The organism is Propionivibrio limicola (genome assembly GCF_009469695.1).
Classification (GTDB): domain Bacteria; phylum Pseudomonadota; class Gammaproteobacteria; order Burkholderiales; family Rhodocyclaceae; genus Propionivibrio; species Propionivibrio limicola.
The window spans coordinates 21,592-35,665 of sequence record NZ_SSSR01000014.1; the positions used below are offsets into that span (position 1 = coordinate 21,592).

The following is a 14,074-nucleotide window of genomic DNA, read 5'->3' on the forward strand; positions in this document are numbered from 1 at the left end:
GCAGAGAGAACGGAGAGAAAGCGAAATAACAGAGATTTCTCTGCGCTCTCTGTAGCTCTGCGAGCTCTGCGTTGAAAGCGGTTATGGTGGAGGTTTTCAGGTTCATGAGGCATCGGTTGGGGCCGATCCGGCGTTCGTGTCTTTTCGCTTCTCTTCTGCCTTTTGCGGCTTTACCTTGGCGCCCGGCGTGAGGCGCAGCTGGCCGTCGGTAACGACGGTTTCTCCGCTCTTCAGCCCGCGGCTGACGGCGCTGCGTCCGCTGTCTTCGCCCGCAATGTCGACCCGGCGTACTTCGACGCTCTGGTCCGCGCTGACGACAAACACGAAATGGCCTTCCGGCCCCTGCTGGACGGCTTGGCTCGGGACGGTGACGGCGTCCTTGAGCGTGTCGAGGACGAGCGAAACATTAAGGAACTGCCCCGGCGTCAGCGTCTCCGGATCATTCCTGATTTCGGCCTTGAGCAGGATGGTGCCGGTGGCGGCGTCGACGGCGTTGTCGATGAAGCGCACTTTCCCGGCCACGGCGGGGGCGGCGTTGGCACCGGGGCTGGCCGGCACCGTGATTTGTACGCCGAGTTCGCCCGCCTGCATGGCGGCGCGCACGGTGGGCAGATGTTTTTCCGGTAGCGCGAAGCCAACGAGCAGCGGCCGTACCCGGTTGATGACGGCAACCGCCGTGTCGTTGGCCTTGACCGACGAGCCGGGGAAAACGAGGCGCGCGCCGATGACGCCGCTGATCGGGGCGCGGATCGTCGTGTAGGAATGCTGCACGCGGGCGAGTTCCGCCGCCGCCTGGCTGGCGCGCAGGTTGGCGGTGGCCGCCGTTTCGTTGGTGCGGACGTCGTTGAGTTTTTCGTCGGAGATGAAATTGCGTTCGCGCAGCGCCGTGTAGCGCACGGTGTCGGCGCGCAATTTTTCCTGCAGCGCCGTGTCGCGGGCCGTGTTGGCCTCGGCTTGCCGCAACCGGGCCGCGTAATCGGCCGGGTCGAGGCGGATCAGCACGTCGCCCTGCTTGACGTGCTGGCCTTCGGTGAAATGCACGCTGGCCACCTGCCCGTCGAGGCGCGCCTTGAGCGTCACGCTCTCGAAGGCTTCGGCGCGGCCGACCATGCGCAGGCTGACCGGAACGTCGCGTGTTTCCGCTTGAGCGACAATGACCGGCACCGGTGGCGCCGCCTTTTTCGTGTCGCCACCCTTCGAGCAGGCGGTGGCGGCAACGACGCACGCAGCGAGCAGGGCGGCGCGCACGGGCGTCACGGCAGCAGGCTTTCCAGCGCCAGCAGTTCCTCTACCGTTTCGCGGCGGCGGATGAGGTGCGCCTGATCGCCGTCGACCATGACTTCGGCGACGCGCGGCCGGGTGTTGTAGTTCGAGCTCATCGCCATGCCGTAGGCGCCGGCCGACATGATCGCCAGCAGATCGCCCGGCGCGATGGCGAGCGGACGGCTGTGGCCGAGGAAGTCGCCGGATTCGCAGATCGGGCCGACGATTTCCCAGCTGCTTGGAGCCGTATTGCGCGGCACGACCGGAACGATGTCGTGCCAGGCGTCGTAGAGCGCCGGGCGGGCGAGGTCGTTCATCGCCGCATCGACGATGGCGAAATTCTTCACTTCGCCGGGCTTGAGGAATTCGACCTTGGTGAGCAGTGCGCCGGCGTTGCCGACGAGGCGGCGACCGGGTTCGAGCACGATCTTCAGCGAGCGCGCCTTGAGCTTTTTCAGGAGCGGTTGCAGGTAGCTATTGACGGTCGGCGCGCCTTCGTCCTGATAGCGGATGCCGAGGCCGCCGCCGAGGTCGATGTGGTGCAGCGTGATGCCGCTGGCGGCGAGCTGGTCGATGAGCAGCAGCACCTTGTCGAGCGCTTCGGCAAACGGCGACGGGTCGAGCAGCTGTGAGCCGATGTGGCAGTCGATGCCGGTCACCTCGATGTGCGGCAGCGCGGCGGCGCGCTGGTAGATGGCCAGCGCATCTTCATAGGCGACGCCGAACTTGTTTTCCTTGAGACCGGTCGAAATATACGGATGTGTCTTCGCATCGACGTTCGGATTGACGCGCAGGCTGATCGGCGCCTTGAGGCCGAGCGAGCCGGCGACGTCGTTCAGGCGTTCGAGTTCGGGCGCCGATTCGACGTTGAAGCAGAGGATGCCGGTCTTCAGGGCGAACGCCATTTCCTCGGCCGACTTGCCGACGCCGGAGAAAACGATCTTTTTCGGATCGGCGCCGGCGGCCAGTGCGCGCTGCAGTTCGCCGCCGGAAACGATGTCGAAGCCGGCGCCGCGACGGGCAAAAACGTTGAGCACGGCGAGGTTGGAGTTGGCCTTGACCGCGTAGCAGACGAGCGCGTCGACACCGGTCAGCTCGTTCAGGAATTCGTCGAGCGAGGCTTCGAGCGCCGCGCGCGAATAGACGTAGCAGGGCGTGCCGAAGCGCTCGGCGATGTCGGTCGCCGGGACCGATTCAACGTGTAGTTGGCCGTTCTTTACGGCGAAGAAAGGGGCGTGATGGGCGAGGTTGGCAGTCATGAGACGGATTATTTGCTCGTGTTAGTATCGGAAGCCGGGTCGGTGGCGGGTGTTGCTGCTGGCGGCGCTTTCGGCGGCACCGGCATGTAAAGCGGGCCGCGCGTGCCGCAGGCGGAAAGCAGCAGCAACGCCAGCAGGCTGGCAAGGGTCAGCGAACGGGAGTGTGCGCAGGGCGAAGAATGTCGGCGCATGGGTGAAACTCAAATGGAAAAAATGGTAGCACAGGATGAATGAAAGCGAATTTGACGCGCTGGCCAATGCGGCCTTGGCGCGCATCGAAGCGGCCCTGGAAAAGGCGGTGGACGAGTCCGACGCCGATTTCGACTACGCGATGGTCAGCGCCGGCGTGCTCGAAATCGAGTTCGAAGACGGCAGCAAGATCATCGTCAACCGCCATGGCGCCGCGCAGGAAATCTGGGTCGCCGCACGTTCCGGCGGTTTCCACTTCAGGTGGGACGGCTCCGCGTGGCGCGATACGCGCGACGGTGGGGAATTGATGCAGGCGCTGTCGCGGCTGGTGTCGGCGCAGGCCGGGGTGGGGCTCAGTCTGGGGTGATTCGGAGGTAACCGGTTGGGCGCAGCAGCCGGGGCGAGGTGGTTCTACCTATCGTATTTATAGGGGAAACCACACGCCCAGAAACAATTTTGCGCCTCCTGCCAGTACGAATAGACCTGCCGCAAGGGTCGCCAGCCACATGGCTATGCTGTCTTCAAAGCGAAGCAGTAAGCTCAAGAGCAAGCCTACGGCGACGAAGGCAAAACCCGTTGAGAGAAATATTGAGCCGAAAGTTGCTGCGGTCGATGGCATTAGCAGCTTCAGGAATAGGTTTATTGCGGCATAAACCGCTGCGAAAAGCCAGGTTTTCCTGAAGTGGTCGTTCGCTTTGGCGAGACCGATTAAGAGCAGAATATTCATAAGATTCTAAAACCTGAATTCATCGGTCTGTCTTGTTTGACGGAGCTGTTCCGGTGGAATAAGGGGAGCGTTTTGCCAACATTGTCGCGACAACCGCAATCGCGGCTCCGAGAACTGCAAATGCCGGCGATGCAAGAAGAAAGCCTCCAAAAGCTATTTCTTGATCGATGCACGCTTTACTAATCAGTGGGTCGCCGTCGTATCGAGTTGCCGGGTTGCACTCCGAGGCAAGGTAGTACTGAAGTGAGCAGACAATGAGGAGCGACAAGACAGCGATCACAGCACCGAAGAACAATTGCCAACCAATTGAGGAAAGCGCAAACATCGCGGCGATGCGCGCAAATACGAGCGTGGATGCGGTTGCAACGAAAACTAGCACAAGCAGACGGAGTGAAAATTCACCAACTGCCCATGGCCCAACAACGCAGGCCACAAGCAGTGCCGTAATGCCGAATGTCAAAATAAATATAGTTCGGGGTTTCATATGTGCTTAATGTCGACGCTCAGAGGGCGAGCGACGCGTCCCTCGGTAGCGGCGGGTTAGCGATCTTGAACCGACGCGCTGGCCAAACGAAAAAGGCAAACAAAACAATCTTAAAAGCAGCCCACAAAAGGGAAAAATCGAACCTGGCCCTTTTTGCAATGTTGCCTGCATGTAAAAGACGCTGTGTTCCCAATATTTCTTGGGTGGATTGTCAGCGGATAGCCACCCCATGCGCTTGAAAAGAAACGGGGACAGACCACGGTTTTGTGAATCTGCCGAATGGCCGAAACCGTGGTTTGTTCTCTGTTACGCACGATGATTCCAGCTTTGGTCGGCTGGATATGTTTTCATCATTGGGTCGGTGAAGGATAAAGCGCGGCGGACGCGATGTCCATTGGGTAATGCGGGTTGGGCAGAAAATGCTTGGCGTAAGACGAGGGCACGGTGCGCTGTCTTTGCTCTTTTGCGTCGCGCGTTGCGCGCGAGGTAGCGCCCCGAAGCCGGCTGAAGAGTGCCGTGTTCTTCGGGGCGCGATTGTTCCGGGTCAGTCGACCGGCTTGCTGGTTTCGTCTTGCGGCGGTTCTGGCTCAAGTTCTTGCGGAACGTTTTCCTTGTAGAAGAGCTCCTTGGCCGGTCCCTTGCCGGGGGCGACCGCGTCCAGCGCGACGAGCCCTTCCGGTTCGGGCAGGAAGGCTTCGGGCTGGTCTTTGAGTGCGGTGGCCATGTAGTTGATCCAGACCGGTAGTGCGGCGGAGCCGCCGGTTTCGCCTTTGCCGAGGCTGCGCGGCTGGTCGAAGCCGATCCACGAGCAGCCGACGACGGTGCGCTGGTAGCCGCAGAACCAGGCGTCGACGTGTTCGTTGGTGGTGCCGGTCTTGCCGGCGAGGTCGCGCCGCTTGAGCGTGGCGGAGGCACGGGCGGCGGTGCCGTAAATGGTGACGTCGCGCAGCATGCTGTCCATCAGGTAGGCGTTGCGCGGGTCGATGACGCGCAATGTCTCCTCGCCGGCCGTGACCGGCTGGGCCTGGGCCAGTACCTGGTTCTTTTCATTGCGGATTTCGCTGACGATGAATGGCTGGATGCGGTAGCCGCCGTTGGCAAAGACGGAGTAGGCGGTGACCATCTGCCACGGCGTGACCGAGCCGGCGCCGAGCGCCATGGTCAGGTAGGGCGGGTGTTTTTCGGCGTCGAAGCCGAAGCGGCTGACGTAGTCCTGGATGAAGTGGACGCCGCTGCTTTGCAGGATGCGGATCGAGACCATGTTCTTCGACTTGGCGAGCGCCGTGCGCAGGCGCATCGGGCCTTCGTACTTGCCGTCGTAGTTTTTCGGCTCCCAGGCCTGGCTGCCGGTCGCGGAGGACGGGAGGCTGATCGGCGAGTCGTTGACGATCGAGGCCGGCATGAAGCCTTTTTCGAGCGCGCCCGAGTAGATGAACGGCTTGAAGCTCGACCCCGGCTGGCGCCAGGCCTGCGTCGCGTGGTTGAACTTGTTGCGGTTGTAGTCGAAGCCGCCGACGAGGGCACGGATGGCGCCGCTGTCCGGGGCGACGGAGAGGAAGGCCGATTCGACTTCCGGCATCTGCGTGATGCGCCAGTTGCCCTTGTCGTCCTTCTGCACGCGGATGACGGCGCCGCGCAGCAGCCGCTTGTTCGGCGGTGCCTTGTCGTCCAGCATGCGGGCGGCGAATTTGAGGCCGTCGCCGCTGAGGGTGACGATCTCGCCGCCGCGCCGGTAGGCGCGAATCTGTTTCGTGTCGGCGCGTAGGACGATGGCCGGGTGCAGGTCTTCCGAGTCGCTGAAATCCTGCAGCATTTCGTCGAGTTCTTCGTCCTGGTCGGACTTGATCTTGTCCATTTCGACGTAGGCTTCGGCGCCGCGATAACCGTGGCGGCGGTCGTAGTCGAGGACGTTGCGGCGCAGGCTGGCGTAGGCGGCTTCCTGGTCGGCCTTGAGGATGGTGGTGTAAACCTTCAAGCCGCGCGTGTAGATGTCTTCGGGGAAGCGTTCGACGGCCATCTGGCGCGCCATTTCGGCCACGTATTCGGCATGCACGCCGAATGCGCTGGCGTCGCGCTTGACGACGAGCGGCTGTTGCAGGGCCGCTTGATGCTGCTTCGCATCGATGAAGCCCAGTTCATGCATGCGCCGCAGAACGTATTGCTGGCGCAGGCGGGCGCGCTTGGGGTTGACGACCGGGTTGAAGGCCGACGGTGCTTTCGGCAGGCCGGCGAGCATCGCCGCCTCGGCGACCGTCAGCTCGTTGAGCGGCTTGCCAAAGTAGATCTGTGCCGCCGAGCGGAAGCCGTAGGCGCGCTGGCCGAGGTAAATCTGGTTGATGTAGAGCTCGAGAATCTGATCCTTGCCCAGGTTGCTCTCGATCTTGAAAGCCAGCATCGCTTCGTACAGCTTGCGCGTGTACGTCTTTTCCGAAGTCAGGAAGAAATTCTTGGCGACCTGCTGGGTGATGGTCGAGGCGCCCTGGCGCTTGCCGCCGCCGAGCAGGTTGCTGACAGCGGCGCGGGCGATGCCCAGCGCGTCGACGCCGCGATGCTGGTAGAAGCGTTCGTCCTCGGCGGCGAGGATCGCGCGCTTCATGGTCTCGGGGACTTCCTGGATGCGCACCATGGCGCGCCGTTCTTCGCCGAATTCGCCGATCAGATGGCCGTCGGCGGTGTAAACGCGGAGCGGGATCTTGGGCCGGTAATCGGTGAGGATTTCCAGCGAAGGAAGGTTGGGATAGGCCAGCGTCAGGATGACGGCGACGATGGCGACGGCCATGATGGCGAGGCCGAAGATGAAGAGGATCGGGTAAAGAATCCAGCGCGAGAGGGTTTGCAAGGCGGTCTTCCGCAGGAGTAATGGTGACCGCGCATTATAGATGCGCACGCCGTGAAGTGTGCTGCGTGCCCGGTTAGACCGTCTCGAAGCGGATGCCGCCCCGTCGCTCGTTGCGGAAAAGGCGGCCGGGGAGGATGAAGCCGTGGCCTTCGAGGACGGCGGTGCGGCGTTTGATGATCGTCTCGACGCCGGCGTCGGTGACGATTGTGGTGCCGTTGGTGCTGGTATCCGAGAGCACGATCCGCCCGGGATGCACTTCGATCAGGCAGTGGTTGCGCGAAACGTGGTCGTCGACGACGACAAGATCGTTGGCCGGGTCGCGCCCGATCGTGGCGACCGGATGGTGGAGTGACAACTGGAGGCTTTTGAGTCCGAGCGTCAGCCGGATGCTCGGGCCGCCGGCGAGCGGCATCACGCTTGAGGGGAAGAAGGATTCGCCGCCGTAGCGTCCGTTGGGAAGCTCGGCCCGCCAGTCGGCCTGGAGGGCTGGAACTGCGAATCGCGGCGTGATGAGCGGGCGGGTCATTTCCCGCAGGTCGTCGGAGAGCATTTCGGCCAGCCGGTCGGAAACGACAATCCCGTCATCGATGGCGGCGAGGCGAGCGGTTGTGCCGCGTGCGTCCTCGTCGCCGTCGTTGGAGCGCTGGTGGGCGATTTCGCAGTGGAGGCCGATGCGTAGGGCCAACGTCTGCCCTGAAACGTGCGGCAAAACCGAGCAGCGTTTCTGCATTTCGCGGGCGGCGAGCAGGGCACTGTCGGCCGAGGAAAAGACGGCGAGGCGACTGTGCCCGGAACGCTCGCTGATCTGGCCGTTGTTTGCCGCGACAACACGCTCGATGCGGTTCAGGCGGCGGTCGATGGGGTGCCCGGCTTTTTCGTCATCGAACGCCGTATCGCTCGTGCCGCCGTCCCGTCGGACTTCGGCGTAGAGAAGCATGGTGGTGCGCGCACGGTTCATGGCTGATCTGTTGGCTGTAATGCTTCAATCATATTTGACTCGTCCGCTTTCATGATAGTTGGCGATTCGCGGCTTTTCTCCGGAAATTACGGCGTGTGGAGCCGCCCTTGCCAGGTGTCGCGCGCTTGCAGGCGCGCATCGAGCAGTGCCGGGAAGCGCGAGAGGCGCATGCCCCAGTCGGGCGAGACGCGCAGCTCGGGCGGGACTTCGCTGCCCAGGCGCTGGATCTTGATGTGGGGCGGCAGGTGTTCGAGAACGTCGATGACGGCGTCGAGGTAGCCTTCCGGGGCGAGCAGCGGCACGCTTTCCGGCGCGGCGCGGTACTGGTTGGCCAGCCGCGTGCCGCGCACGATCTGCAGCTGGTGGAATTTCAGGGCGTCGATCGGCAGTTGCGCCAGTGCCTTGGCGCCGTCGATGAGGCTCGCGCGTGTTTCGAGCGGCAGACCGAGCAGCAGGTGGCCGGTGATGAACAGGCCGCGCCGGGCGGCGCGTCGGATGGCGTCCTGCGTGCAGGCGAAATCGTGGCCGCGCAGGCATTCGCGCAACACGGCATCGCTGCACGATTCGATGCCGATTTCGAGTTCCACCAGCGTGCGTTCGGCGAGTTCCTGCAGGTAGTCGAGCGTTTCGTCGGGCAGGCAGTCCGGGCGGGTGCCGATGACGAGGCCGCGGATGTCCGGATGGCCCAGCGCGACGGCGTAGATTTTCTTCAGCTGGTCGAGATCGGCGTAGGTGTTGGAATAGCTCTGGAAGTAGGCGAGGAAACCCTTGTTTTCCGGGTAGCGCCGGCGCATGAAGGCGAGGCCGGTGTCGATCTGCCGCTCGATCTCGCGCTGTTCGCGCAGGTAGCTTGGCGTGAAGCCCTCGTTGTTGCAGAACGAGCAGCCGCCGACGCCAAGCTTGCCGTCGCGGTTCGGGCAGGTGAAGCCGGCGTCGATCGAAATCTTTTGCAGGCGCCCGCCGTGTTCCTGTTTAACCCAGTCGTTGTAGGCGTGGTAGCGGCGGCCGTGGAATTGCAGGGGTTGGGTGGTCATGGAGTGTTCGCGGAAGCCTTGGTTGTCCGTGGACCGGACGAGGGGGCGAAAGTTTACGCGATTTGCCGGCGGTTTCGCTAAATCGTCCTTGGGTATATAGGTTTTTATGGAATAAACAAATAAATAAATAGACTTTGTGGTTCTATGTCGGCTGTCTATAGTGAGGGCGTTGCTGTTCAAGACCGAACGGCGGAGTTTCTTGAGGAGAAAGAGAAATGTCACGATTGCTTCGACAGTTGTTCCTGAGCGTGGTAGCGGCGGGGGCCGTGGCCGTTTCGCCGGCGTTTGCCCAAGCGAGTTTGCTCAACGTTTCTTACGACGTGGCCCGCGATTTTTATAAGGATTACAACCCGCTATTCCAGAAGCACTGGAAAGCCAAGTCCGGCGAGTCGGTCGAGCTCAAGCAGTCGCATGCCGGTTCGAGCAAGCAGGTGCGCGCTGTGGCCGACGGGCTGGAAGCGGATGTGGTGACGATGAACCAGGCCTCCGACGTCGACTTCCTCGTCGAGAAAGGCCTGGTGGCCAAGGATTACGCGAAGAAATTCCCGACCAATGCGTCGCCCTACACCTCGACGATGGTTTTCATCGTGCGCAAGGGCAACCCGAAGGGGCTGAAGGACTGGTCTGATCTGGCGAAACCCGGCGTGCAGGTGATCCTGCCGCACCCGAAGAACACCGGGAACGGTCGTTACTCCTATCTGGCCGCGTGGGGCTACGCGCTCAAGCAGCCGGGCGGTAGTGATAAGACGGCGCAGGAATTCGTCGGCAAGTTGCTGAAGAATGCGCCGCTGTTCGCCTCCGGCGGGCGTGATGCGACGACGACCTTCATGCAGCGCAAGATCGGTGACGTGCTCGTTTCCTTCGAGAGCGAGGCCGAGCTGATCGCCAAGGAGTTTGGCAAGGGCGGGTTCGACGTCGTCTATCCGTCGCTGTCGATCCTGACCGAGTTCCCGGTCGCCATCGTCGAAAAGACGGTGGACAAGAAGGGAACGCGCAAGCAGGCGCAGGCGTATCTCGAATACCTGTGGTCGAAGGATGGCCAGGAAAACGCCGCGCAGAACTACCTGCGGCCGCGCGATGCCGAGGTGCTCAAGAAGTACGCGGCGCAATTCCCGGCGATCAAGACCTTTAGCGTCGATGAAGTGTTCGGTGGCTGGAGCAAGGCCTTCCCGGCGCACTTCAAGGATGGCGGAACGTTCGACCAGATCTATCTGGCCAAGTGAATACGATCTGAAAACCGTATCAACCACAGAGGCACGGAGGCACGGAGGCACGGAGGTTGCGCAGAAGGTGGAGAGCGAGTTTTTTGGTAACAGAAGGCTCTCCATCTCTTCTCTGTGCCTCTGTGTCTCTGTGTCTCTGTGGTGAAAAGGGGTTTTTTCTATGAAACGCGTGCTTCCCGGCTTTGGCCTCTCGCTCGGCTTCACGCTGGTTTATCTGTCGCTGCTGATCCTGCTGCCGCTGTCGGGGCTGGTGTTCAAGGCGAGTACTTTGAGCTTCGAGCAGTTCTGGTCGATTGCGACCGGCGAGCGGGCGCTGGCGGCGTACCGCGTGACCTTTGGCGCGTCGCTGCTGGCGGCGCTGATCAACGCTTTTTTTGGCCTCGTGGTGGCCTGGGTGCTGGTGCGCTATCCGTTCCCCGGCAAGCGCTTTGTCGATTCGCTCGTTGATCTGCCGTTCGCGTTGCCGACGTCGGTGGCGGGTATCACGCTGGCGACGCTCTATGCCGGTAACGGCTGGATCGGCCGCCATCTCGAACCGCTCGGACTGAAGGTGGCGTTCACGCCGCTCGGCATCGTCGTGGCGCTGACTTTCATCAGCCTGCCGTTCGTCGTGCGCACGTTGCAGCCGGTGATCGAGGATATCGAGCCGGAAATCGAGGAAGCGGCGGCGTCGCTCGGCGCTTCGCGGTTCCAGACCTTTTTCCGCGTGCTGTTGCCGGGCATCTTTCCGGCGCTGCTGACCGGTTTCACGCTGGCGTTCTCCCGCGCCATCGGCGAATACGGTTCGGTCATCTTCATCGCCGGCAACATGCCGTTGATTTCCGAAATCACGCCGCTGCTCATCATCTCCAAGCTTGAGCAGTACGACGTGGTCGGGGCGACGGCGCTGGCGTGCGTGATGCTGGCGATTTCCTTTGTCTTGTTGTTGGCCGTCAATGCGTTGCAGTGGTGGTCTGCCAATCGTCATCAATCTCGGAGGACGGGCGCATGAGTTCGTATGTGGCGAGAAAGGCCAACGCCGAGCCGCGCTGGGTGCGGTTGTCGCTGACCGGCATCGGTCTCGGATTTCTCTTTTTCTTTCTGGCGCTGCCGCTGGTCGCTGTTTTTGCCGAGGCTTTTTCCGGCGGCTGGGGGGCGTATCTGGAGGCGCTCCAGCATCCGGAGGCGCTGTCGGCGATTGCGCTGACGGTGTTGATCGCCGTCGTCGTGCTGCCGTTCAACATCGCCTTCGGCGTGGCGGCCGCGTGGGCCATCGCGCGCTTCGACTTTCGCGGCAAGAGCCTCTTGATCACGTTGATCGACCTGCCGTTTGCCGTGTCGCCGGTCGTCGTCGGTCTCGTTTCCTTGCTGATTTTCGGCGCGCAGGGCGTGTTCGGGCCGTGGCTGGCGGCGCACGGCATCAAGATCGTCTTCGCCCTGCCGGGCATGATCCTCGTCACCCTGTTCATCACCTTCCCGTTCGTCGCCCGCGAGCTGATTCCGCTCATGCAGGCGCAGGGGCGGGACGAGGAGGAAGCCGCCGTGTCGCTCGGCGCTTCCGGTTGGCAGATGTTCTTCCGCGTCACGCTGCCGAACATCAAGTGGGGCCTGCTCTACGGCGTCATTCTCGCCAACGCCCGGGCGATGGGCGAGTTCGGTGCGGTGTCGGTGGTCTCCGGCCATATTCGCGGCGAGACGAACACGCTGCCGCTCTACGTCGAGATCATTTACAACGAATACAACGCGATCGGCGCCTTTGGCGCGGCCTCGGTGCTCGCCCTGCTGGCGCTGGTGACGCTGGTCGCCAAGACGCTGGTCGAATGGCGGATGCGCCAGGAAACCGAAATGCTCGAGGCGGGATTGCCGCCGGAGAAGACGAGCTGAACCGCAATGAACGCGAATTGAAGGGTGCCTATCCATGAGTATCGAAATTCAGAATATCGGCAAGCGCTTCGGCAACTTCGTCGCGCTCGACAACATCAATCTGACGATTCCGACCGGCGAGCTGGTCGCGCTGCTCGGCCCGTCCGGCTGCGGCAAGACGACGCTCTTGCGCATCATCGCCGGCATGGAGTCGGCCGATGAAGGCGTGGTCAAATTCGGCGGCGAGGAGGCGACGCACCTGCATGCGCGTGACCGCCAGGTTGGGTTCGTCTTCCAGCATTACGCGCTGTTCCGCCACATGTCGGTGTTCGAGAACGTCGCCTTCGGCCTGCGCGTCAAGCCGAAGCACGAGCGTCCGTCGGAAGCCGAGATTCGCCGCCGCGTGCTCGATTTGCTGAAGCTCGTGCAACTCGACTGGCTGGCCGACCGTTATCCGTCGCAGCTCTCCGGCGGGCAGCGGCAGCGCATCGCGCTCGCCCGGGCGCTGGCCGTTGAACCGAAAGTGTTGCTGCTCGACGAGCCGTTCGGCGCGCTCGATACCAAGGTGCGCAAGGAACTGCGCCGCTGGTTGCGCCGACTGCACGACGAAATGCACATCTCCAGCGTGTTCGTCACGCACGATCAGGAGGAGGCACTCGAAGTGGCCGATCGCGTCGTGGTTATGAACCACGGCAAGGTCGAGCAGATCGGTACGCCCGACGAGGTGTATTCCAACCCGGCGTCGCCGTTCGTCTATCAGTTCCTCGGCAACGTGAATGTCTTTCACAGCCGGGTGCATGGTGCGTGGGCCAATGTCGGTGCGGATTCGGCCGAAGGCGTGCCACCGAAGGGCAAGGAAGCGCTGGCGTTCGTCCGGCCGCACGATATCGACATCGAGCACACGCCGGTCGCCGGTGGCATCGAGGCAACGGTGCAGGACGTGCATGCGATCGGGCCGATGGTGCGTGTCGAACTGGCGCATGCCTCCGAACTGATCGAAGTCGAACTGACACGCGAGCGGGCCAACGTGCTGCAACTGGCGAAAGGCCAGTGCGTCTGGCTCAAGCCGCGTCAGGTCAAGGTATTCAGCGTGCCGGAAGTGCCGCTCGAAGAGGGCGGTTCCGGCATCTGAGTGTCTGTCGCCGCGCCGGGCGGCTCGGCGATGTTCGCTACTCCGTCGAGTAGTCGAGATCGACCCGCCGCATCTTGGCGCGGCATTCGGCCGAACGGCAGGCTTTCGGGACTTTTTCGCTGCCGGCGCTGTAGCGGCGAATCTGGCGCGCGGGGACGCCGTAGGAACGCAGCAGGCGTTCGACCGCCAGCGTCCGTTGCTCGGCGATCGCCAGATTGTAGTTGCGGCTGCCTTGGTCGTCGGTGTGGCCGGTCAGTGTGACGATGATTCCCGGGGCCTCCTTGATCCGTGCTGCATGGCGTTGCAGTTTTTCCTTGCCCGCGTCATTGACGAGGGTGACGGCTGACGGGAAAAAAATGGCACCGTCTTCATCGATGGCGGCGATCGTTTTTGCTTCATCGCGTGGCGAGGTGGGCGATTGCGTTCGGGTTGGCCGGCGTGTCGCTTCTGTCTCGATAGCGGGCGATGCGTCGGCTGCTTCGTCGGTCGGCAGGCTTGTGCAGCCAGCAGCAAGCAGCGTGACGTGTGTTAGCAGGATGGTCAGTAGAGTCGTTGGGTGCGAGCGTGTCATGGGTGAAACCTCATTGCAGTTCATTCTTTTGCGCGGGATCGCGACGGTTTTGCAGCATGTCGGCCAACGGCGTGCGGGCATAGCCTTCAACGTGGCCGGGCAGATGCTGAATGAGTTCGGATAGATGGGTGTTCAATGTATTTAGCGCGACGAGCGGCATGGTGGCCAGGGCCTCCGGCAGGATCCCCTCGGCCGGGCCGGGCAGCGCGGCGATGGCTTTTTCGCCGTTCTCGGTCAGGGTGATGCCAACCCGGCGGTGGTCCTTCCCCTGGCGGGCCTTGGTCAGGTAACCGCGGGTTACCAGTTTGTCCACGAGCAGGCTGCAGGTCGATTGGTGGATGCCCATGCGGCCGGCCAGTTCGGTTATGCCTAGTCCCGGTGTGCGCTGGGCTTCCTGCAATACCCACATCTGCGAGCCGGGAAGGCCGCAGCTTTCTTCCACCTCCCGGAAATACTGGCGCATTGATCCGTAGATGATGCGAAATTGCTGGACGATTTCCAGATTCAATTGCGATGAAAGGGCGGCGTTCATGGGGTGTCGGCGGGGCGGTTG

At 62.5% G+C, this 14,074-nt stretch carries 15 protein-coding genes; 5 read left to right on the plus strand and 10 right to left on the minus strand.

Annotation, left to right across the window (positions count from 1 at the left end; genetic code table 11):
- Nucleotides 1-102: 102 nt before the first annotated feature.
- The 3 genes from GH659_RS10305 to lptM are packed head-to-tail and all read right to left on the minus strand — an operon-like array spanning nucleotide 103 to nucleotide 2,713.
- A complete protein-coding gene (locus tag GH659_RS10305) occupies nucleotides 103-1,257 on the minus strand; it encodes an efflux RND transporter periplasmic adaptor subunit (protein WP_153111322.1) in 1,155 nt (384 codons plus the stop codon).
- Complete coding sequence (lysA, locus tag GH659_RS10310; protein ID WP_153111323.1) at nucleotides 1,254-2,522, minus strand: diaminopimelate decarboxylase; 1,269 nt, start codon at nucleotides 2,520-2,522, stop codon at nucleotides 1,254-1,256. The genes GH659_RS10305 and lysA overlap by 4 nt, the downstream gene beginning before the upstream one ends.
- Before the next feature lie 8 nt (nucleotides 2,523-2,530).
- Entirely contained in the window at nucleotides 2,531-2,713 is a 183-nt protein-coding gene (lptM, locus tag GH659_RS10315) for an LPS translocon maturation chaperone LptM (protein WP_153111324.1), read from the minus strand.
- Nucleotides 2,714-2,748: 35 nt separating this feature from the next.
- Between lptM and cyaY the strand changes: the two genes are divergently transcribed.
- Entirely contained in the window at nucleotides 2,749-3,078 is a 330-nt protein-coding gene (gene cyaY, locus GH659_RS10320; protein ID WP_153111325.1) for an iron donor protein CyaY, read from the plus strand.
- 57 nt (nucleotides 3,079-3,135) lie between these two features.
- On the opposite strand, the gene GH659_RS10325 is transcribed toward cyaY, so the two are convergent.
- The 5 genes from GH659_RS10325 to mnmL form a co-directional block, all read right to left on the minus strand.
- Entirely contained in the window at nucleotides 3,136-3,438 is a 303-nt protein-coding gene (locus tag GH659_RS10325; protein ID WP_153111326.1) for a hypothetical protein, read from the minus strand.
- A 19-nt stretch (nucleotides 3,439-3,457) separates the two neighbouring features.
- Nucleotides 3,458-3,922: a hypothetical protein gene (locus GH659_RS10330; RefSeq protein WP_153111327.1), complete on the minus strand. Its 465-nt coding sequence runs from the start codon at nucleotides 3,920-3,922 to the stop codon at nucleotides 3,458-3,460.
- Between the two features lie 544 nt (nucleotides 3,923-4,466).
- Entirely contained in the window at nucleotides 4,467-6,701 is a 2,235-nt protein-coding gene (locus GH659_RS10335) for a penicillin-binding protein 1A (protein WP_211364197.1), read from the minus strand.
- 133 nt (nucleotides 6,702-6,834) lie between these two features.
- Complete coding sequence (locus tag GH659_RS10340) at nucleotides 6,835-7,719, minus strand: FHA domain-containing protein (protein WP_153111329.1); 885 nt, start codon at nucleotides 7,717-7,719, stop codon at nucleotides 6,835-6,837.
- 86 nt (nucleotides 7,720-7,805) lie between these two features.
- On the minus strand, nucleotides 7,806-8,753 hold the full coding sequence (gene mnmL, locus GH659_RS10345) for a tRNA modification radical SAM protein MnmL/YtqA (protein ID WP_153111330.1): 948 nt from the start codon (nucleotides 8,751-8,753) through the stop codon (nucleotides 7,806-7,808).
- Between the two features lie 215 nt (nucleotides 8,754-8,968).
- Between mnmL and GH659_RS10350 the strand changes: the two genes are divergently transcribed.
- The 4 genes from GH659_RS10350 to GH659_RS10365 all read left to right on the plus strand — a co-directional run bounded on the left by GH659_RS10350 (nucleotide 8,969) and on the right by GH659_RS10365 (nucleotide 12,950).
- Nucleotides 8,969-9,976: a sulfate ABC transporter substrate-binding protein gene (locus tag GH659_RS10350; RefSeq protein ID WP_153111331.1), complete on the plus strand. Its 1,008-nt coding sequence runs from the start codon at nucleotides 8,969-8,971 to the stop codon at nucleotides 9,974-9,976.
- 160 nt (nucleotides 9,977-10,136) lie between these two features.
- The gene (gene cysT, locus GH659_RS10355) at nucleotides 10,137-10,967 is read left to right on the plus strand and encodes a sulfate ABC transporter permease subunit CysT (RefSeq protein WP_153111332.1); all 831 of its coding nucleotides are present in this window, start codon (nucleotides 10,137-10,139) and stop codon (nucleotides 10,965-10,967) included.
- The gene (cysW, locus tag GH659_RS10360) at nucleotides 10,964-11,839 is read left to right on the plus strand and encodes a sulfate ABC transporter permease subunit CysW (RefSeq protein ID WP_153111333.1); all 876 of its coding nucleotides are present in this window, start codon (nucleotides 10,964-10,966) and stop codon (nucleotides 11,837-11,839) included. Before cysT ends, cysW begins: the two co-directional genes overlap by 4 nt.
- Nucleotides 11,840-11,873: 34 nt before the next feature.
- A complete protein-coding gene (locus GH659_RS10365; RefSeq protein ID WP_153111334.1) occupies nucleotides 11,874-12,950 on the plus strand; it encodes a sulfate/molybdate ABC transporter ATP-binding protein in 1,077 nt (358 codons plus the stop codon).
- Nucleotides 12,951-12,987: 37 nt separating this feature from the next.
- Here the strand turns inward: GH659_RS10365 and GH659_RS10370 are convergent, their stop codons facing one another.
- Together GH659_RS10370 and GH659_RS10375 are read right to left on the minus strand one after the other, a co-directional pair.
- Nucleotides 12,988-13,521, minus strand: a complete 534-nt coding sequence (locus tag GH659_RS10370) for an OmpA family protein (protein ID WP_170285871.1) — start codon at nucleotides 13,519-13,521, stop codon at nucleotides 12,988-12,990.
- 10 nt (nucleotides 13,522-13,531) lie between these two features.
- Nucleotides 13,532-14,053 carry a MarR family winged helix-turn-helix transcriptional regulator gene (locus GH659_RS10375; protein WP_153111336.1) on the minus strand — a complete coding sequence of 174 codons (522 nt, stop codon included), beginning with the start codon at nucleotides 14,051-14,053 and terminating at the stop codon, nucleotides 13,532-13,534.
- Nucleotides 14,054-14,074: the final 21 nt, after the last annotated feature.